This window comes from Candidatus Hydrogenedentota bacterium, assembly GCA_012523015.1.
GTDB lineage: Bacteria > Hydrogenedentota > Hydrogenedentia > Hydrogenedentales > CAITNO01 > JAAYBJ01.
Genome location: JAAYJI010000005.1, coordinates 29,987 through 50,064 on the forward strand (window position 1 = coordinate 29,987; position 20,078 = coordinate 50,064).

Here is a 20,078-nt window from a genome sequence, read left to right on the forward strand (position 1 = left end):
ATGAACACAGCTTCTATTAGCGTGGGTTCGCCGTGCGCGCCCACGTATCAATGTCGTCATCGGTAGTAATCGGCCGCAGCCGGAAGCGGTAAGATGTGGCTTCACAAGGAATTAAATAAGGTTCATGAGGCCAAGATCCCCAGGCATCATCGCCGCCGACCCCCTGTTGTTTCCAGTCTATGTTGAGTATAACAAGGTCGCGATGGGGCAGTTCAAAGGGATGGATTGCCGTCTCTAAATCCTCAATGCTATGGTGCATGGCGTTTATGCTGAGCGGCTTGTCTGCTTCAGCCGTGACCAATAACCCTTGACCGGTATCTTGCTGCAGGGCTGTCCAACGGACTTCTACTTTGTTGCCGCTTTCGCCCGGATTGACATAATCATAGCAGAATTGTTCCGCTACAGTACCACTATAGCGCCCTATCGGAGCATCCATGCGATCACAGTAAGTTTCATAGGGGCCCCGACCCAGCCAGGTGATACGGTCAAATCCGGCGGGCAGTACCAGCTGCATGCCCAGCCGAGGCAAAGCGGGTTTATTCTTCTTTTTGGGAAGGAAGGAAGCTTCTACCAAGATTTCACCGTTACTGAACACGGTGTAATCGGTGTTCCAGCGCACCTCAACCTTGGGTAGGTTATGGGTGACAATCACTTTCACGCGGCTCGGATCAGCGTCATCGATGCGAAACTGTCGGAGCTGTGCCTCTTCATGAGCGGTCTTCCAGATCCCCTGGCTATTGGGCATATTACGGCCGCGATCGTTATCGATGGGCGCGCGCCAGAAGTCGGGACGCAGCGGTGTATGCAGCAGTTCCGTTCCTGCTGTATTTATGGAGACAAGCTCGCCGGTTGCTTTATTGAAACGAGCGGTCAAGGTCTCGCCTTCAATGGTCACTTCTTCAGCGGTTTCGACCACCACGAGCGCAGGCATATCCTGTGCCTGAAGGGAGCGGGGCGGCGTATAGTCGGGCAGTTTAAACTGATCCCACGCTACTTCATGGCCTTGCTCCGCCCAAAGTTCGTCTTTCGCCAGTTGGAAACTTAGCTCTAAGAAATACTCGACACCCGGTTCCGGTTGGAAGGGCTGTACAGGAATCGTCACGGTGGCGGTATCGCCGGGCGCTGCGGCAGGACACGGGAAGCTTCCCGATTGGATCCTGTTTCCGTCCCCGGTTACCCGCCAATGCAGTGTCACCAAGTCGGGAAGCGTCGTGAAGTCAAACCAATTCTTAATCGCCACGGTACGGGCGGCAAGGTCCACCGTTGAGCAATGGATGTATTGGTATACATGTTTGACCTGATAAAGTCCGGGGTGGGGGACACGATCGGGGGAGAGCACGCCGTTGCAGAGGAAATTTCTGTCACTGGGCGTGTCGGGCGGACCGTAATCACCGCCATAGGACCAAAACCAATCTTCGTCGTCGCGGACAGCGCGATGAACGCGGGGCGGTTCCACAGCGACAGGGGTGCGCAAGGCTTGATCCACCCAATCCCAACTGAAGCCGCCTTGCAGGTAGGGCTTCGAATAAATGAGATCCCAATAGAGCCACATGTTGCCACTGCTGTTGCCCATGGAATGGAGATACTCACATAGAATAAAGGGCTTCGTCCGCGCTTCGCCGGCTTTTATGGTGAAAGAACGTCCCCAGCCGCCGTCTACCGCTTTGCCATCTGCATAATCTGCCAGCATGGAAGGCGACGCGTACATGGGACAAAAAATATCAGTGTTTCGATCCAGTCCCGCCCGTTCGTATTGCACAGGGCGGTGCGGATCACGGGCTTTTACCCAATCATAGGATGCCATGAAATTGGGACCGTTACCCGCTTCATTGCCTAAAGACCAGATAATAATAGAGGGATGGTTCTTGTCCCGTTCCACCATTCTGACCATGCGGTCTACGTGGGCATCACGCCACTCCGGCGGATTCGCCAAAGACTGGTTTCCATAGCCCATGCCGTGGCTTTCTACATTCGCTTCATCAACCACATAAAGACCGTAGCGGTCGCAGAGGTCGTACCAAGCGGGGACGCAGGGGTAGTGACTCGTCCGCACCGCATTGACGTTGAATTGTTTCATGAGCAAGACGTCTCGGATCATGCCTTCCATGGTCACCACCTGCCCCAAGTCCGGATCGGTTTCATGACGGTTTACGCCCTTCACAAGAACGCGTTTGCCGTTGACAAGCAGATTGCCGTCAATAATCTCTACCCTGCGGAAACCGGTCTTAACGGCAGTCACTTCAATGGGCTTTCCCGAATCATCACGTAAGGACAAGACCAATTGGTATAAGGTCGGGAATTCTGCACTCCATTTTTCCGGCGCTGTCACGGCAATTTCGAGGGATTCTTTGACCGTTCCCGCCACGCTTAGATCCATGATTTTTTCTGTGCCGCCGATGATTGTGCCCTGAGGATCAGTCAATTCGACGTGCAGCGTGACCTCTCCGTCATTGCCTTGAAGACTTTCGATTTCTGCACCCACTTTTAGGACGCCGTCTTGGCAGTCTTCATCGAGAAATGTTTGTACTTCGAAATCGCGAAGGTGAACGGAATCGGTTGACCAAAGATACACATCCCGAAAAATACCGCTCATGCGCCAAAAGTCCTGATCCTCCAGATAGGAGCCGTCACACCAGCGGAAATTCTCGACAGCGATGAGGTTTTCTCCTTCCTTCACAAAATCGCTAATATCAAATTCAACCGGGGTGCGGCTGTCTTTACCCATGCCTACTTGCTGCCCATTGACCCAAAGATAGAACATGGAATTGACGCCGTCAAAAGTGATGAGAATACGTCGGTCCTGCCATTCCTCGGGCAGCGTGAAACGGTGCCGGTAGGAACTGACCGTGTTGTTGGGATCGTCTTCGGGCACGAAAGGCGGTTTCCATGGTTTAGGCCAAGGAAAGGGAATGTTCACATAAATAGGAATACCGTAGCCCTCTATTTCCACATTGGAGGGGACAGGAATGGTATCCCAATCGCTATCGTCAAATTCAGGGTTGGAGAAGTCCGGAATGCGCCCCAAATGGTTGGCGGCATAATGATATTTCCACAGGCCATTTAGAGATCGGTACCACGGCGATTTGATACGTTCCTCGTTGCAAATGGGACCAATTTGCAGCGCCGTTTCTTTGTCCGGACAAATGACCGCACTCGCATGAGGCGGCAGGGTGTTGATCCCCAACAGACGCGGATTTTGCCAGTCTTCCAAGACTGTGTTATCCGCAAAGCTGCAGGCAGGGAAGGAAAGCATCAAAAAGCATCCCGCCAAGAGGACCAAAAAAAAAGCCCCTTTCAGGGATTCCCCGTCCGTTCCAATTTTGTGCACAGTTGTTTTCCTGTTCATAGAGAAGACTCCTTTTCCTGATTTCAACACGGCGCATGCCTCCTATTCGAAATTAAGGATATCACCGCGCGATTTCGAGGCTGCGCCGTCCGTGACTCACGGAACCATTTTACTTGCCTTTGCCCTGCCGATTCCACCTTTGGAAAAGGAAGGCTTTAAGGGGCGTGAAACGGTAACTCCGCAGAGATGCAAGAGGCGGGGAAGATTTGTTATACTATGCGTTCATCCTTAGGTCATATCTATAGCTGTCTCTAACGCTGACTCCCGGCACATTTTCCAAGAAAGGTAGAAAAGAAGTGATTGTATTTGCAAAACGGCTGACTGTTGAACAGATTGAAGAAGGAAATGAGCTGGCGCCTAAATTTGATGCCCATGGATTGATTCCGGTAGTGACCACAGATTTTGAAACGGGCGAATTGCTGATGCACGCCTATATGAATGAAGAAGCCTTGAAAAAAACCATTGAATTGGGAGAGGCTGTTTATTGGAGCCGCAGCCGTCAGGTACTGTGGCATAAAGGCGCTACCAGCGGTCTGGTTCAAAAAGTGATCGAAATGCGGATTGACGATGATCAGGATACGGTTTGGCTCCGTGTGGATGTTCAAGGCGGCGCAAGCTGCCACGTGGGCTACCGCTCCTGTTTCTACCGCTCCGTTCCCGTGGGCGAGGCAGCTAAAAAAGCCTTAGACTTGACCTTTACGGAGACGGAAAAGGTTTTTGACCCCAAAGAAGTGTATGGGGATGCGCCTAATCCGACACGCATATAAAAACAGCTTTATTACCGTGTTGGAACAAAGGATTAACATGCGTTTTATGTGAGGTTCATTCGACAGCGATCAACGGAATTCGAATGGACTGCAATTCATTACGATAGAACTGGTTTGCGCTTATCCATAAGCGCTGTTGAGAGAAGGAAAAGATATTATGGCATCCAAAGCAAAAGGCAATCGCGAGACCATCATTTTGGAATGTACGGAAGCGCCGGGTACCTCTCGTTATAATACGGAGAAAAACAAGCGCTCCCATCCCGAACGGCTCGAACTGAAAAAATACAATTCGACCCTGCGCAAGCACACGCTCCACCGCGAGAAGAAATAAGGCGTGCCGGCATTGCGGCGATGATACTTCGCCGCCTATTCTTGCTGCATGCCTGCGTCCCTATGCTGCGCTTTGAACGGTGTTCGTATTGACCCATTTCCGAGCGTCGATCTCAATTCTCGACATAGAAGTTCTGCAGTGGTTTCTGCAATTGAATGATCTGTGGAAAAGAGCATTGTTTTTCTTGTACACTCAGTACTAACATGATACGCGTATGTATCTATGAATAATGCTTTGCTTTCATGTGTGTATCTGAGCAATAAGGAGCCTTAATTATGCGTGTTTGGATGATTCACTTTTTTGGAGCGCTGGGGTTGGTCTGTTTCCTCTCGTTGCTGCCTGAGTGCACACCTGCGGAAGCATACCAAGCGAAGGTTATCAACGCCAGTATCTATCCCCTGATTTCGATCAAAATTGCGCCCTTCTGTGAGGATGAAGAGATTCAACGGCAATTCCTTAAGAATGCACGCAATTTGTTGCCCGCCGATCGTAGCGGACACACCGTCGCCCTCCAGCCCGGACTCACCCAAAGCTTTAATTTTAAAAGTGAGAGCGCGGTGCTCGCAGCTGCCGTCACCTTTTTTATAGATGGTGATTATGTGGAATACGTGCACCGACTGCCTGCAGATATGTCCGTTGCCCACGATAGCACCGTGCTTGTGGTGCGTGTCATTTACGACACGGTCAACGCGCCCCATATTTTATTCAGCTACGAATAAATCACAAGTCCTTGTCATGGAAGTGCGCGGGACACTGCGGAACAACCCTTATAAAAGGAATGCGTTTTTAGTGCATTATTGCATGTTCAGCTCCTATGCTTTCCTCTTTCTGATCCTCTTCAGCACGGCCTTCATTGCGGGCTGTTGTGTGAATTGTCCCCGTTCTGTGCCGCCGACGGACGGAGAACCGCCTGAAACCCTTGTCTTTTATACGGTACAAGTGGTCAATACCTTTCCCCACGATCCCCAAGCCTTCACACAGGGATTGGCTTTTGCCGATGGTTTCCTCTATGAAGGGACGGGTATGCACGGCGCTTCCTGCCTGAAAAAAGTCGCCTTGGAGACGGGCGAGACTTTGCAGCGTGTTGATCTGGGGCGCAGCTATTTTGGGGAAGGTATTGCGTTGCAGGGGGATCGAATTATCCAGCTCACATGGAAAAATCAGACTGCTTTTATCTATGACCGAAATACCTTTGAAAGCAAAGGTAAGTATAGCTATCTCGGGGAAGGGTGGGGATTAACTTTTGACGGCAGCCGTTTTATTCTCAGTGACGGCACGGCGCAATTGCGCTTTCTCGATAAAGACAGCTTCCAACCGCTGAGCAGTCTTTATGTGCGTGACGGTCAAAAGCTCATTAAAAACCTCAATGAGCTTGAGTTTATAGACGGCAAGGTTTTCGCCAATATTTGGAGAGAAGAACGTATCGCCGTCATCGACCCTCAGACCGGCTATGTCACCGCTTGGATTGATTTGACAGGACTCCTCACCAAAGAAGAGCGCAAACACGTTGATGTCTTAAATGGCATTGCTTGGGATGCCTCGGGGGAGCGCCTCTTCGTGACCGGAAAGTATTGGCCAAAGCTCTTTGAAATTCGATTGGTAGAACAGCGCAGCATTCCCTATCCGCAATAAACTATCCTTCTTCATAATCCCGCCCTTGTAAAATTGTCTTATAGTGGCGGCCGCTTCCCCCAGAGCTTGATAATTGGGATAGACAATACAGATTGGTATAATAAGATTCGTTGCGATTTCGATATCGACGTCATACCGTGTTTTATCACACTCAAGGAGATGAGCCATGACATCGTTAAAGGGATTGACGATTGGGGTGCCCCGTGAAATCATTTCGGGCGAAAGGCGCGTGGCAGTCACGCCGGAAACGACGGCCCGCTACGTGGCAGCAGGGGCGCAAGTTTTAATTGAAGCGGGGGCAGGTTTGGGCGCTTTTTTTGACGACGACAGCTACCGTGCCGCCGGCGCGGAAATCCTTGCAGATGTCAAAAACGTGTATGCCCGATCTACGCTGGTTCTCAAAGTAAAAGAACCACAATTCAATCCGGATCTGGGCGTACATGAGGGCGAGCTCATTCCCGAGAAAACGGTCTTGGTTTGTTTTTTGCATCCAGCTAATCCTTTGAACCATGACACAGTCCGCCTGTTAGCGGCGCGCAATATTACCAGTTTTTCCCTCGACAGCATCCCCCGTGTTTCCAGAGCACAGCATATGGATGCACTCACTTCCATGAGCACAGTGGCGGGGTATAAAGCCGTCATTACAGCTGCCCATCATCTGGCACGTTTTGTACCGATGATCCCCACAGATGCAGGCATTATAGAGCCTGCCCGAGTACTGGTGGTAGGTACAGGAGTTGCCGGTTTGCAATCCATTGCCACTGCCAAGCGCTTGGGGGCGCGGGTAAGCACCTTAGACATTCGGCCTGAAGCGAACGAGCAGGCGCGCAGTCTCGGCGCGCTCTTGGTGCCATTTGCGCTTGAAGAGGGGGAGGGCGTAGGGGAAGGCGGATACGCCAAGCGCCTGTCAGAAGACCTCTATGAACGGGAGCGGACGAGTCTCACGCCCGTCGTTGCGCAAAGTGATATCATCATTCTCACCGCCTTGGTGCCCAGAGAACGAGCGCCTATACTTATCACAAAAGCCATGGTGGAAGGTATGAAAAAAGGCGCGGTCATAGTGGATGTGGCGATTGATCAGGGCGGCAATTGCGAATTGACCCGGCCCGGCGAAAGCTATGTACACAAGGATGTGCTGCTCGTGGGACTGCTCAATATACCTGCTTCATTAGCCATAGACTCCACGCGCATGTTTGCCCATAATCTCTATGAATATATTGGTCATATTGCCGTTGATGGGAATATTGATGAACACGCTGCCGATGATTTGATTCAAGACGCCTGCGTGACCCGTGACGGTAGGATCGTTCATCAAGGTACCTTAAGAGCTATGGGATTGGCAGGAGACTAAAGACCTCAGGGAGCTCCGTCCTTTTTTCGAACACTGCAATCTCATCGCTCTCGGCACAAGTAAGGAGAAAAGATATGACTGTCGTGTTGCCCTTGCTGTTGCTCTTCGCTGCCCTATGTGCTTTCTTGGGATATATCATCATTATGGCGGTGCCGCCGCTCTTGCATACACCGCTCATGTCCGGCATGAATGCCTTATCGGGAATTTCGCTTTTGGCGGCGATGGCGGCTTTCCATGATCGAATACCCTATAGCCCGGGCTGGTACATTGCCCTTATCGCGATTGGCTTGGCCATGATCAATGTGGCGGGGGGCTATTGGGTGACAGAACGCATGTTGCGCATGTTTAAGTCTGATCAAAGTGGAGAGGGGAGCAAGCAATGAGTATTGTTTACAGCTATTTTCCGCCTGCAGCACTTGTCGCCGTTTTTCTCTATAGTATCTACCTCATGCAATCGCCGAGAACAGCCTTGCGTGGGAACCGCCTGGGCGCGCTGACCATGGCTGTTGCTGTCATACTCACCTTCCACCAATACGCGCTTTTCATGAACGCTGCGGCATGGACCGCACTCGGCGTGGGCGGTATCCTGGGCTTGTTGTTGGCGCAGCGGGCGGGTACCCTACGGATGCCCCAGCTGGTAGCCTTGTTTAACGGCGTTGGCGGTGCCGCTTCCGCCTTGGTGATTCTCGCGTGTTTGTCCGCGGAGATGACGTGGGCCAACCGGCTTATTGCGTCGCTCGCCCTTGCTATAGGCAGCGTCACCTTTAGCGGCAGTATGGCGGCGGCGCTGAAGCTTGAAGGAAAGCTGTCGTCACGCCCCGTGTCCTTTCTCGGCTATTCCCAAGCGCTTCGGATCCTTTTCGTGGTGATACTCGTGTTGATTGTGATTCCCGTGGATAGAGTTGGTCACGTGTCTCTATATATCTTGACGGTGCTTGCCTTGGTCTATGGCTGGTTCATGGCGCTCCGTGTAGGCGGCGCGGATATGCCTGTCATCATCTCGCTTTTAAACTCCCTTTCCGGGGTTGCGGCGTGCGTGAGCGGTATTGCCATGGACAATATACTGACTGCAGGTGTCGGCGCCCTTGTGGGCGTGGCGGGGATGATTCTAACGCAAATTATGTGCCGCGCTATGAATCGGGATTTATGGGCGGTCTTGAGCGGCTTCACGGTCTATAGTACTCAGAAAAAAGACGCGGCAACGGATGAGGCTGTGGCTGACGATAGGGGAGAGGAATCAGCGCAAGGTCTGACCCAATCGGATATTCCTGCCTTGTTGGAAAAGGCGGAGACCGTGATTATTGTGCCCGGTTACGGCATGGCATTATCGCAGGCGCAGCAGGTGGTAAAAGATCTGATGGACGCCTTGGAGGCACGGGGAAAAGACGTGAGGGTGGCGGTACATCCGGTGGCGGGCCGTATGCCCGGCCATATGCACGTGTTATTAGCGGAAGTGGGCGTTGATTATGAAATGCTTTATGATATGGTTAAAATCAATGACCGTTTCGCTGCAACAGATTTGGTCGTTGCCGTGGGCGCTTGTGATGTGATGAATCCTGCCGCAGCGACGGCGGAAGGGACGCCTATTTTCGGTATGCCTATTTTAAAGGTATCCGAAGCGAAGGCGGTGATTGTGTGTAATCTTGATGCGAAACCGGGCTATTCAGGTGTTGAAAATACACTGTATACGCAAGCCCATGTGGTAACGCTTTGGGGAGACGCTTCGGTCACCGTAGCCGACCTAAAAGATCAATTGGAAGCCCTGCAATAAGTTTCGAACAGGGGCTGCACCGGGCGCGTCGCTGCTCACTGTATTCGGTGGTTCAGGAAGTGATTTGCTCTTTCTTCTGTTTTATTTGTGAGGGAACATGGTGTATAGTGTGCTCTTGTTCAAAAATCGAAAACGATAGGACGTTAAATATAGTATGAAAATAGGTATTACGTGTCAGGCGACCGTCGGCGGCAGTGGTGTATTAGCGGCTGAATTGGGCTTTGCCCTCGCGCAACGTGGTCATGAAGTTCATTTTGTGACTTTGGAAGAACCCTTTCGGCTAGGACGCTTTATTCCCAATCTCTACACCCATCATGTGGAAACCATTAGTTATCCCTTGTTCAAAATACCGCCTTATTCCATTGCGCTCTCCAGTAAAATCGCCGAAGTGGCGGAAGAATATGATATCCAAGTGTGGCACAGTCATTATGCCATGCCCAATTCGGTGGCTGCTCTCGTGGGCAGGGATATGCTGCCCCGTGAAAAACAGTTTTGCTTAATCACGACGCTGCACGGGACCGACATCACCTTGGTGGGAACACACCCCAGTTTTTACCGTGCCACCCGGTATGTGATGGAAAACAGTTGTGCCGTTACTGCTGTTTCTAAGTGGCTCAGCCAACAAACAGAAAACGAATTTCAGCTGACCCAGCCGGTGCAGACCATTTATAATTTCGTGGATATGGATCGCTTTTGTGATCAGCCTGCCGACCGTATCGCCTTGGCAGCGCCCAACGAAAAGATTCTCATGCACATCTCTAATTTCCGGCCCGTCAAACGGGTCACCGACGTGGTTCGTGTCTTTGGCAAAGTCTTGGAAAAGATGCCCGCCCGATTAATCATGATCGGCGACGGCCCCGAACGGCTCTCTGCAACGGGGGTTGCGAAACAGTTGGGTATCCAAGATAAAATTCAATATCTCGGCAATTGTGACAATATCGAGTGTTTATTGGCGACTGCTGACCTGCTGTTGCAGCCCAGTGAACACGAGAGTTTCGGACTGGTGCCCCTTGAGGCGATGGCGAGTGAAGTGCCGGTCATTGTGACGCGCAGCGGCGGCGTGACCGAGGTCGTGCGCCACGGCGAATCAGGCTTTTTGTGTGAGGTAGGCGATATTGAGAGTATGGCACTGCACGCCATAAAAATTTTGAGTGACCCCGTATTGGCGAAGCAGATGGGCCAGCGGGGCCGCAAGGTCGCCGCCACAGAATTTGGCCGCGAGAAGATTGTAGACCAATATGAGGCGTTGTACGAGGAGATATTAGCGCGGCGCGCAAATATGCCCCACCCAGAAGGACATCTTCCGGGTATGCCTAAATAATGCGCCTCTAGTGCCCTTGTTTTTTGCTGAAAGGAATACGCGTGAAATCGAGGTGGACACAGCGCCTATTTTCGCATAGCCCTATCATAGACATTCTTTTAGCCTTCTTGATCTTTTGTATAGGCGGCGCTGTCGGCTATGGACATTTACGTTCGCTGCGCACCGATCGTTCCTCTGTGACCGGCATTGAACTGCTCTATGGTCCTGCTGCTATGCTCGTTCAAGGCAAAGGCTTTATTTCACCCAACGTCCTAGAGTACCCGGAGCTGCGCGCCTTCTTAAATGGCGAAATTGAATCCCTTCCCGAAGACGCCGTTCCGGAAATCGTCGTGGAAAGTCCCTCACAAGTAGCCACGTATCATCGCTATTTAAATTATAGTGTGGCACTCTTTTGGCGGCTCTTTGGTATTTCGTGGACCAGTACGGAACCTTTGCTTGCGCTGCTCTTTGCGTGGTCAAGCCTTGCTATTTATGGGTTGATGCGGCTTGGGATGCGCCGCTCCATCGCTTTCGTTCTCGTGTTTTTGGTAATACTTTCTCCGGCAATGTTGGGGCGTATCACAGAATTACGGGATTTCAGCAAGGCTCCTTTTATCCTGAGTGTATTGTGGGGCTTAGGTTGGGCTATCCGACACAAGATCTCCTCGCGCCAATTATTATTTCTCTCCATTGTCTTGGGCGTGACCATCGGTATTGGCTGCGGGTTCAGGATGGATCTCGTTGTTTTCATGCCTTTGGCTTGGGCGGTCTTGAGTGTTGTCGCCTTACGTGTGGACGGGACAGGTAGGTCGCGCTTGCGCCCTTTAATGTCAGTGCTTCTTTTACCTCTTTGTTTTTTGATCACAATCCTACCATTGTTTACAGAAATAGAGGGACCAACCCACCCTAATCACCACTTAGTACAAGGTCTCTCCACGAAACGACAATACAATCTAGGACTGCTTCCTGCATCTTACAGACCCTTGTCCTCAGGCTCAGACTGCTATGTGTTTTCTGCTATCCAATCGCATATGCGCAGAACAAGCGGCGAAAACAAAAGTAATTTTTCCTTAGATACCTCAGGTGCCGATGTGGCAGGAACGAATTGGCTTAAATCGGCTATTGGCTATTTTCCCGCTGATTTTCTTGCCAGAGCTTATGGCGCCGTCTTGAGGAATCTGCGCTATGCCGATGCCTATCCGCACACCTTTGCTATGCCCACGAAAGGGCACGCGTATATGTATTCTTTTCATCATAAGCTGGCGGCTCATTTGAATCGCTTCGGGCTGGTTTACGCAGTGGCTGTTCTCCTCATCTTGGCGGTTCATCAGCCCTTGTGGGCATTGGGCATCTTTTTCTTCGTCCTATACGTATTGGGATATATTGGGCTCCAGTGTGAATACCGACATGCTTTTCCCCTTGCTTTTTTCCCTTTTTGGATCCTTGGTTTTTTGCTCAATTGGACACTGATTTTTACCGTTCATCTCTACAAACGCGGTGTGCCCCCCAAAGGGTGGTGGATTGTTTCCGGTATCCGCGCCGCCGTATTTTTATCTCTATGTTTTATTTTGCTGATCGCGCCGCTCATGGTATCGCGCATCTACCAAGAACACAAGATCAGACCTTTATTGAATCTGTATAGAAAGGCGGAAACGACACCTGTGCCGGTCCGTATGGAAAGTAAACACGGTTGGACTCTATTTGCCCCTGAGAACACTTCGGCAAGAGGTCCCGCGGATTCGGATCTTCAAACCCTTTATAAAATCCTTGCCGGATTTTTCAATCCCGAATTTCGTCTCTGGCATGTGCGGACGCGGCTGATGATGGTCGAATTAAAGGCCGATGCCTGCGTAGAATGGCTCATACAAAAATATGATTCCGTGATAAACCTCAACGACTTTTCGCAACTCTTGCCTTTGCCCTATGTCTCCGAAAAGAGCCATAACATCCGCTACTACTTTCCCGTTTATGAGCTGCTTATGCCGCTCGTTGATAAGGAGTTCTTGCTAGGTAGAAATCGCTTTCAAGGGATCGCATTGCCCGATGATCAAGCAGACGCTTTTCTCGGGTTCTACGAAGTGTCACCGCCTGATGAACTGGATTTTTTGATGCAGGTGGCGCTTACGGACGATGCCGGTTCTGAAAAATGCTATCAACGAATTAACGGATTGCCTGATCCGCTCCTGTATTATCAAGAAGAAATGAACGCCGTGGACAATCCTAATTTGTTTTTTGCAGCACAAAGTTTCGGACGTAAAGAAGAAGCCTGTTTTCTCGCCCGCGCACAATTGGTCTTGAGCCGAAAACCTGAAACACGCATACTCATTAGCGATTTGCTATTTAGAGAGGGGCAGACGGAGGAGGCTTTGGATGCTGCATTCGCTATTAATCCCCGTACCGAGGACGAAAAGAGCCGCCAGTTGAGACTGTTGGAAGTGATTGGCCATCAGTATCTGATTGAAGACAAAATAAGTGAAGCAGAATATATTTATCGCTTTATATGGGATCAGAAATCCGAGAAACGCAGTCCTTTACGCATACAGCTGGCAGGGGCGATGTGCGCGAAAGACCCTGATAAAGCTTTCGAACAATACCGTTTCGTCTTGGAAGAAGAACCGGATAATGAAGTCGCTGTTAACGGTATGATCTCTTTGCTCCAAAGCAGCGCCACGACGGAAGAGCAATTGTCGTTTTGGAAAGATTTGACTGAACAGCACCCCCAATCCCTTTATCCTTGGTTACAGCTTGGGATCACTTTGGAAAGGGCCGGTTTAGATGCCGCCGCCGCTGATGCCTATGGGAAGGCCTATCCCACACACAAAGATCATCCGGAACTGATGCTTCGTTATAAGATTGCCCAAAAAGGAATTGCTTATTTCCTATCGGATAGAAAAGAACTGCTCCGCATCTTGGGCGAGCATCCTCTGCTGGAAGACGTCGTGATATTTTATATTGATCGGGAAGGGCGCCGTTTACTCGCCGCTAATGAGGTGAGCAAAGCCATGGATACGTACCAGCGTGCACTGGATTATTTCCCCGACAGTGAAAGGCTGGCGCTGGGACGGGCGAAGGCTTTTTCTTTGGGAAACGAATTTGAACCGGCTATGGAGCTTTTAAAAAGCTTGATCAATGGCTCTATGGCAGAGGAAACCGTTGCGTGGATGGATCAGATGCTGAGCCGCCCCGATAAAGACGCTCTCTCTTATTGGCAAGAGCTGGGAAAAGAATTTCCTGAGAATAAAGCCATTCACGATTTGATTCTTCGCAAACAAGAGGTCCAAGGGCGGGCTGCTTTTGAATCGGGAGAGTATTCGGCTGCTCTCGACATTCTGAAAACAATGGATTCCACTGAGGACATCGGTGCGAGTCTTCCCATCTTGATAGCTCTATCAGAGATCGCAACGGGAGCAGAAGCCAACGACGCACAAAAGATTTTGACTCAAATTGAGGCACGGCCCGAACTGAAGGATGATGCGATTGGGTGGATCCTCATGGTCTTGGATCAGCTTCACGACGAAGGACGGACGAATGCCATGGAGCGGCTGGGACAAGTGACCGTCGCCCTAGCTCCCGAAAAAGAGCGAGGCTGGCGCCTTCGGATTCTTGCCCATCTTGAACAGCGCGAGACCGAGCGCGCTTTGGCCTTGTGTGAAGAGGCGCTGTCCAACGTGGAAGACTTGAGCGAAATTCTTCCGCTCGTGCAGCGCAGTTGTGATAAACCGGAACGGCTGTTGCAGATATGGCAGGACTTGGATCGTAAACGTCCCGCACATCCGCTCATACGACGTTATCTTGCCCGTGCCTATGAAGCCAATAACCGCTATGTAGAGGCGGCCGAACTATATAAAAACTTGAGCGAATCCGAAAACTTTCCCCGTGATCTTGTTTTTAATCAAGGCTGCGCATTGATCGGAGCGGGGAACTGGGGGCATGGCGTGGCGCTGGTACGGAAGTCTTTGGACGCAAGTTCTCCTTACGCGCCTGTCATGGTTGAACAATTAATGGCGCTGGGTGAAGGCTTTCTCAAAGAAGAAAAACCGTCCAGAGCGGAGTTGATGTATTCCTTTGCCTCTGCGATGGCGCCCGACTCAAGCTTCGTCTTATTGCGTTTAGGTCAGACGCAATTGGCTTGGGGAAAGACGGAACGTGCTGTTAAAAGCTGGGTTCAGGCGATCCGGGTCGAAGCCGATAGTGGCGCCGCCGCACAAGCCGCGCATTTCTTGTTCCACCATCTTCCCGAGGAGATGCAATTGGAGACATGGTTATCTTTAACCGAAGACGGGGAAGAGGAATCACCCTTGCCTTATGCCTATAGCGTATTGGCATGGGTAAAAGCAGGCGATATAAGCGAAGCACAGCGCTTAGCCGACAAGCTGTCCGCAATGCATCCGCAATCGTCGGAAGCCCTTTGGATTACGGGTGTATTGGCTTGCCTTGCGGGAAATGAGGACTTGGGTATTGACCAAATTCGTACGGCGGCAAAAGAACGCCCGGAACTTGTCGACGACAGCGCTCGCTTCCTAGCAGATGTGGCACTTCAAAATAAGGATAACGAAGGGCTCGTACAGGCGGAGCGTTTATTGAGGACAGCGCAAAAGCTGGAACCGGAAAACTTGTCTCATTTCATGCATTTGGGAGAGGTCTTGCTCCGCGCAGGTGTTATTGATGAAGCGATCGAGCAATTCACCCGTCTGCTAATGCGTGAACCGGAATCTCTTAAAACAGCGGAGCTTTTAGATGCCGCCTATACGGCAAAAAATGATCCGGAAGCACGTTTGCAAGGATGGCAGGCAATTAGTAACGTCCATCCCACTGCGCATTTGCCACGACAACGCCTCGAAAAACTCGAGAAAGGGCCGCGGTGATTCGAAGACATTATCCTTCAAGGATGGTCTGTAAGTCTCTGTTGTTATTCTAAGGCGTCATGGATTATTTGCGCCAAGTTTCTGCTAATCGAAGGAACAGCGGCGAGTTGTTCCACAGAGGCTTTTTTGATTTCAGCGACCGAGCCGAAGGCACTCAACAATTGTCTTGCTCGTTTTGAGCCTATCCCGGGGATGGTAGTCAAAACACTGGTGAGTCTTGTTTTCGAACGTTTCTTTCGGTGATAAGTAATGGCGAAACGATGCGCCTCGTTTCTGACGATACTCAAAAGCCGAACGACCGAGCTATTCTGTTTCGGTATGATCGGATTGCTTCGACCCGGTATGAAAAAGCGTTCAAAGGATGCGCTGTTATTTTTCCCGCTGCGCGCCTCGGCAATAGAGACGCACGCGAGCCTATCAAAACCAAGATCCTTAAGAATGGTATGGGCAACATTTAGCTGTCCCTTCCCGCCGTCAATGAGCACAAGGTCAGGCAGATCTTCCTGTCGTGAAATTTTACTATAGCGTCTAAAGATTACTTCTCGCATCGATGCGTAATCATCTTGCCCTTCAATGGAGCGAATCATATAATGCCGGTAACAACTCTTTACCGGAACACCGCGCTCAAAAACGACCATGGCCGCCACGGTTGTATCGCCTTGGATGGTTGAGATATCGAAACATTCAATCCGATTGGGCAATACGGGTAAATGGAGCGTCTGTTGAATTTCTTCGAGGGTATTTTGAATCGCTTTTTCATGCCCCTTCCGTTCAATAAAGGCCTGACGGGCATTATCCGACGCTAATTCCACCAATCCGATAAGGACGCCTTGTTTCGGTACACGCAAGGTGGTTGGAGCACCGCGCTGTTCACTGATGATTTCTGCGAGGATACTGCGTTCTTCCAAGTCGATGGGCACGAGAATTTCAGATGGGATAAAGGGCGTAGATTCATAATATTGCAATAAAAAAGAACTCAGCAGCTCCGGTAAAGGCGCTTCAATGCGATCAAAAGCGAAACTTTTGCCGCCAACCATGGCGTTGTTACGATAATAAAGAACGTGGAGCTGCAAATAGTTTCCTTCTGCGTGATAGCCAAAGACATCTCTGTCTCGGGCACGCCGACCGTGTACGACACTGCGTTGCGGTTCCATGGTAGTATGCAGATCACGGAGCCGATCCCGTACCACTGCCGCCTCTTCGAAACGGAGCGCATCAGAGAGGGTGTTCATCTCTTTTAATAATTGTTCTTGGAGATCGCCGCTGCGGCCTTCTAATATGAGTAGTGCTTGCTGCACCAATGCCGCGTAATCCTCCTTGCTAATCAATCCTACGCAGGGAGCGTGACATTGTTTTATCTGATAATAGATGCACGGTCGTGTTCGGTTTGCCAGCACGTGGTTGGAACACACACGGAGCGGCACCAGTTTTTGGAGGCGTTTTATCGTTTCTCTTGCCGCTCGTGTATCATGATAAGGACCAAAATAACGCGCTTTATCTTTTTTTCTGCGGCGCACTACGGTCAGGCGAGGAAAGTTTTCTGTAGGATCCAGACGCAGGCTCACATAGGTTTTATCATCTCGTAGGCGAACATTATACCGTGGTTTATGCGCTTTGATGAGGGTGTTTTCGAGGAGCAGCGCCTCTTTTTCGGAAGAGACTCGTATATACTCTATAGAGGCGACGCGGCGCATGAGAAATTTCACACTGTATCTGCTATCGCTCTCATTGATATAATTGCGGATACGCGCGCGCAGGTTTTTTGCCTTGCCGATGTACATGATTTTGGCTGCCTCATCACGCATGATGTAGCAGCCGGGAGTTGTGGGCGCTGCATCGGCATCTTTCTTCAGCGCGGAAGAAATAATGTTGTTGTCTTGTTTGTCTTTCATTTTGTATACAATACGGTAATTACCATTGTGTCTAGTAATAATTTCAGCGGTGTGGAATCACTATACATGAAACAATCCCAGTCCATTCAACAAAAGGGCGAACCCTCGTCATTATTCTTGTCCACTTTGATAGCACTCGGATTCTTCCTGCTCTTAGTCAGTTTATCTGTGTGGCTTGGCGCATGGTTTTTTTGGGGGGCGCCTTATGGTAAAACGTGGCAAATCATTTTTTACGCAAGCTTTCTGGGCAGAGCAGCCACCGTCGGTGTTGGACGTGAATTCGGTTTCTCGCCCACGTTTTTATTTCTTTTGACGTCGGTGTCTGAATTTACAGTCGTTTGCCTGGTGTTTCCTGTTTTTGTAAAAGGCTATAAACATTTAACGCGTATTCCATACATTGGCACTACGTTGGACAACTTACATACCGTTGCCTTAAATTATAAACCCGTTATAGCCCCCTATGGATTCCTGGGATTGATGATTTTTGTCTTATTTCCTTTTTGGAGTACCGGTCCATTAGTAGGTTCTATTCTCGGATATATTATAGGCATGTCAGTAGGACTTACGCTCGTCGCAGTAAATTCGGGAAATATTATCGCCATCGCCGCTTGGGTCTGGTTTTATGAATACGTGAATAAATGGAATTCTGATGTGGCGACCATGATCCTTGTCGCTGTATTGCTTGTGGCGTTGCTCGGCGTCTTTTGGGGAACTAAGCGTAAGCAAAGTGTTTCCACCCCCCAAGGCGGCACGCCTTTAGATAAACCCTAGGATGCTGCCGGCAAGGAATGGAAAAGACTCGTTAAAAAAAACGGAATGATTTTATCCGCAATGATTTGCGCAGGTAAGATCATTTCGTTATCATAGCAAGCGGGCGTGCTGTAGATATAAACGCTCTTCAATTTTGCTTTAATAGGGCATAATGATAAGAATTTTATGATGTTTTCTATTAGACAACGCAAGATAGTAAACAACGGTACCATCATCCCCCGTGTTGGGTGATTGAAATATTATAGCGATACGAGGAAAACTATTTTCATGAAAATTGAACTCCTGTTTTTATATCTGTGCGTTATTATCAGCGCCGTTGTTGCCCTATCTGAGCTCGTGCGCCCGGAAGCAGATTTCAGCGTGCAGCCTGCTTCAGGCGAAGCTCCCCTGCAAGTCGAATTCCAGAACAATTCTTATGGACGGATGCTGCCTATTACCCGATATTCCTGGGACTTTGGAGATGGTACACCAACCGAATCCGCAAAAGAACCCCGGCACACCTATACAAAAGCGGGTAAATATACGGTTAGCCTAACCGCATACAGCCTGTGGTTTAAAAAGGAAGTGAAAAAAGCTGAGGCCGTCACAGTTACCGCAAGAGATTCAGATGTCAGCCCTGACTTTATTGCCTTAACAAGAACCGGGGCTGCGCCGCTGACGGTTCAGTTTGTTGACGTGTCTCGGAGTGGTCAACATCGTGTCCGGGGGGTTCTATGGGAATTTGGGGATGGCACAACTTCAGAAGTGCAAAATCCCATTCATAGCTATGATGAACCGGGCTTATATTCCGTTTCTTTTGAACTCATATTGGACATAGGCCGATTTCGTGAAGTAAAGCGTGCCTATATTAAAGTTGAAGGAAATCAGACGGAAGGCGAAGGGGAAGCCGAAGCTGAGGGTGAAGGCGAAGAAATTATTGAGGGTGAGGGCGAAGAGATCGTTGAAGGCGAAGGGGAAGCCGAAGCTGAAGGTGAGGGCGAAGAGATCGTTGAAGGCGAAGGCGAAGAGATCACTGAAGGTGAAGGCGAAGAAATCGTTGAAGGTGAAGGCGAAGAAATTATTGAGGGCGAAGGCGAAGAGATAACTGAAGGTGAAGGAGAAGAAATTGCTGAGGGCGAAGGCGAAGAGATAACTGAAGGTGAAGGCGAAGAGATCGTTGAGGGCGAGGGCGAAGAAATTATTGAAGGCGAGGGCGAAGATGTGCCTGTGGAACCGCAGTCTCCAACACTTCGTATGAAACACACCGTAGACACAGACTATCAATATGAGGCCGGCGCAGAAATAGTCTTTACTGTTACCTTGGAATTTGAAGGCGAAATAGAGCTTAGTTCTTTGGTCGTGCAAGAGCAATTGCCGGGGTCATGGGTTTTTCAAGGGATCGTTGATGACGGCGGCTTAGCTGCGTCATCCGACATCGGATCAGAAGACTTGTTAGAATTTTCTTGGTCGTCACCCTTCACCTTTCCTTTGACATTCAGCTATCGCCTTAAAGCTCCCGATGAGGAAGCAATTGTTTTATTCCCTCCCATAGCCGTGTACGAAGCGGAGGGGGAGCTTTTGAGTTCCAATGAGGTAGAAACACAACTGCGCAGCTATCAGACCATATTTGTACTTGATCGCGAGGTTGGTGCGTATACTCCCGGCGAAATAATAGAGATCACCGTATTTTTTGAGGCGTTTGGAATTGAATCGCCGCTGGTCTTTGGATTAGTTGAGACGCTTCCCGAGGGCTGGTCTTTTGTTGAATGTGTCAATGGTCTGGGGACACTGCCCGATGTCTTACCCGATGAAGGTACTGAGGGAGACTTAGAATTCTCTTGGTTTACGCCGCCCGCCATACCGGGTTCAATGAAATATAAAGTATTGGTTCCGGAAAGCTTTGAGGGACCGGGAAAACTTTATGGATACGGCTTGTATCGTTTCACCGATTCTATGTTTCAAACTGCCGGTTTAGAAAGCCTGATCCCAAGAACAATACACTAAAATCTTGAGAGATCATTTGTTTTTGGCGCAAAGGTCGTAGCATTGGCAGCGATAAGTTGCACACAACTC

13 protein-coding genes are annotated in these 20,078 nt (G+C 50.0%); 11 read left to right on the plus strand and 2 right to left on the minus strand.

The annotated features are described in order from the left end of the window. Positions 1–16: 16 nt before the first annotated feature. The gene (locus GX117_00260) at positions 17–3,346 is read right to left on the minus strand and encodes a DUF4981 domain-containing protein (GenBank protein NLO31777.1); all 3,330 of its coding nucleotides are present in this window, start codon (positions 3,344–3,346) and stop codon (positions 17–19) included. A gap of 296 nt (positions 3,347–3,642) precedes the next feature. On the opposite strand from GX117_00260, the gene hisI reads away from it, so the two are divergent. From hisI to GX117_00305, 9 genes are all read left to right on the plus strand, one after another. Then, positions 3,643–4,113, plus strand: coding sequence for a phosphoribosyl-AMP cyclohydrolase (gene hisI / locus GX117_00265; GenBank protein NLO31778.1), 471 nt, complete (start codon positions 3,643–3,645; stop codon positions 4,111–4,113). 157 nt (positions 4,114–4,270) lie between these two features. Continuing rightward, positions 4,271–4,444, plus strand: a complete 174-nt coding sequence (rpmG, locus tag GX117_00270; protein NLO31779.1) for a 50S ribosomal protein L33 — start codon at positions 4,271–4,273, stop codon at positions 4,442–4,444. A gap of 275 nt (positions 4,445–4,719) precedes the next feature. Next, the gene (locus tag GX117_00275; protein NLO31780.1) at positions 4,720–5,163 is read left to right on the plus strand and encodes a hypothetical protein; all 444 of its coding nucleotides are present in this window, start codon (positions 4,720–4,722) and stop codon (positions 5,161–5,163) included. 82 nt (positions 5,164–5,245) lie between these two features. After that, a complete protein-coding gene (locus GX117_00280; protein ID NLO31781.1) occupies positions 5,246–6,076 on the plus strand; it encodes a glutaminyl-peptide cyclotransferase in 831 nt (276 codons plus the stop codon). Between the two features lie 184 nt (positions 6,077–6,260). After that, complete coding sequence (locus tag GX117_00285; GenBank protein NLO31782.1) at positions 6,261–7,427, plus strand: NAD(P) transhydrogenase subunit alpha; 1,167 nt, start codon at positions 6,261–6,263, stop codon at positions 7,425–7,427. A gap of 74 nt (positions 7,428–7,501) precedes the next feature. After that, positions 7,502–7,810: an NAD(P) transhydrogenase subunit alpha gene (locus GX117_00290; protein NLO31783.1), complete on the plus strand. Its 309-nt coding sequence runs from the start codon at positions 7,502–7,504 to the stop codon at positions 7,808–7,810. Further along, the gene (locus tag GX117_00295; GenBank protein NLO31784.1) at positions 7,807–9,198 is read left to right on the plus strand and encodes an NAD(P)(+) transhydrogenase (Re/Si-specific) subunit beta; all 1,392 of its coding nucleotides are present in this window, start codon (positions 7,807–7,809) and stop codon (positions 9,196–9,198) included. Before GX117_00290 ends, GX117_00295 begins: the two co-directional genes overlap by 4 nt. Positions 9,199–9,352: 154 nt before the next feature. Further along, positions 9,353–10,519 carry an N-acetyl-alpha-D-glucosaminyl L-malate synthase BshA gene (bshA, locus tag GX117_00300; GenBank protein NLO31785.1) on the plus strand — a complete coding sequence of 389 codons (1,167 nt, stop codon included), beginning with the start codon at positions 9,353–9,355 and terminating at the stop codon, positions 10,517–10,519. A gap of 41 nt (positions 10,520–10,560) precedes the next feature. Then, positions 10,561–15,363, plus strand: a complete 4,803-nt coding sequence (locus tag GX117_00305) for a tetratricopeptide repeat protein (protein NLO31786.1) — start codon at positions 10,561–10,563, stop codon at positions 15,361–15,363. A gap of 44 nt (positions 15,364–15,407) precedes the next feature. Here GX117_00305 and uvrC read toward each other — a convergent pair whose 3' ends face one another. Beyond that, on the minus strand, positions 15,408–17,255 hold the full coding sequence (uvrC, locus tag GX117_00310; GenBank protein NLO31787.1) for an excinuclease ABC subunit UvrC: 1,848 nt from the start codon (positions 17,253–17,255) through the stop codon (positions 15,408–15,410). A 66-nt stretch (positions 17,256–17,321) separates the two neighbouring features. Here uvrC and GX117_00315 point away from each other — a divergent pair, with 66 nt between their 5' ends. Both GX117_00315 and GX117_00320 read left to right on the plus strand, forming a co-directional pair. Then, entirely contained in the window at positions 17,322–18,026 is a 705-nt protein-coding gene (locus tag GX117_00315; GenBank protein ID NLO31788.1) for a small multi-drug export protein, read from the plus strand. Positions 18,027–18,293: 267 nt separating this feature from the next. Next, positions 18,294–20,009, plus strand: coding sequence for a PKD domain-containing protein (locus GX117_00320; GenBank protein ID NLO31789.1), 1,716 nt, complete (start codon positions 18,294–18,296; stop codon positions 20,007–20,009). The last annotated feature ends 69 nt before the right edge of the window (positions 20,010–20,078 follow it).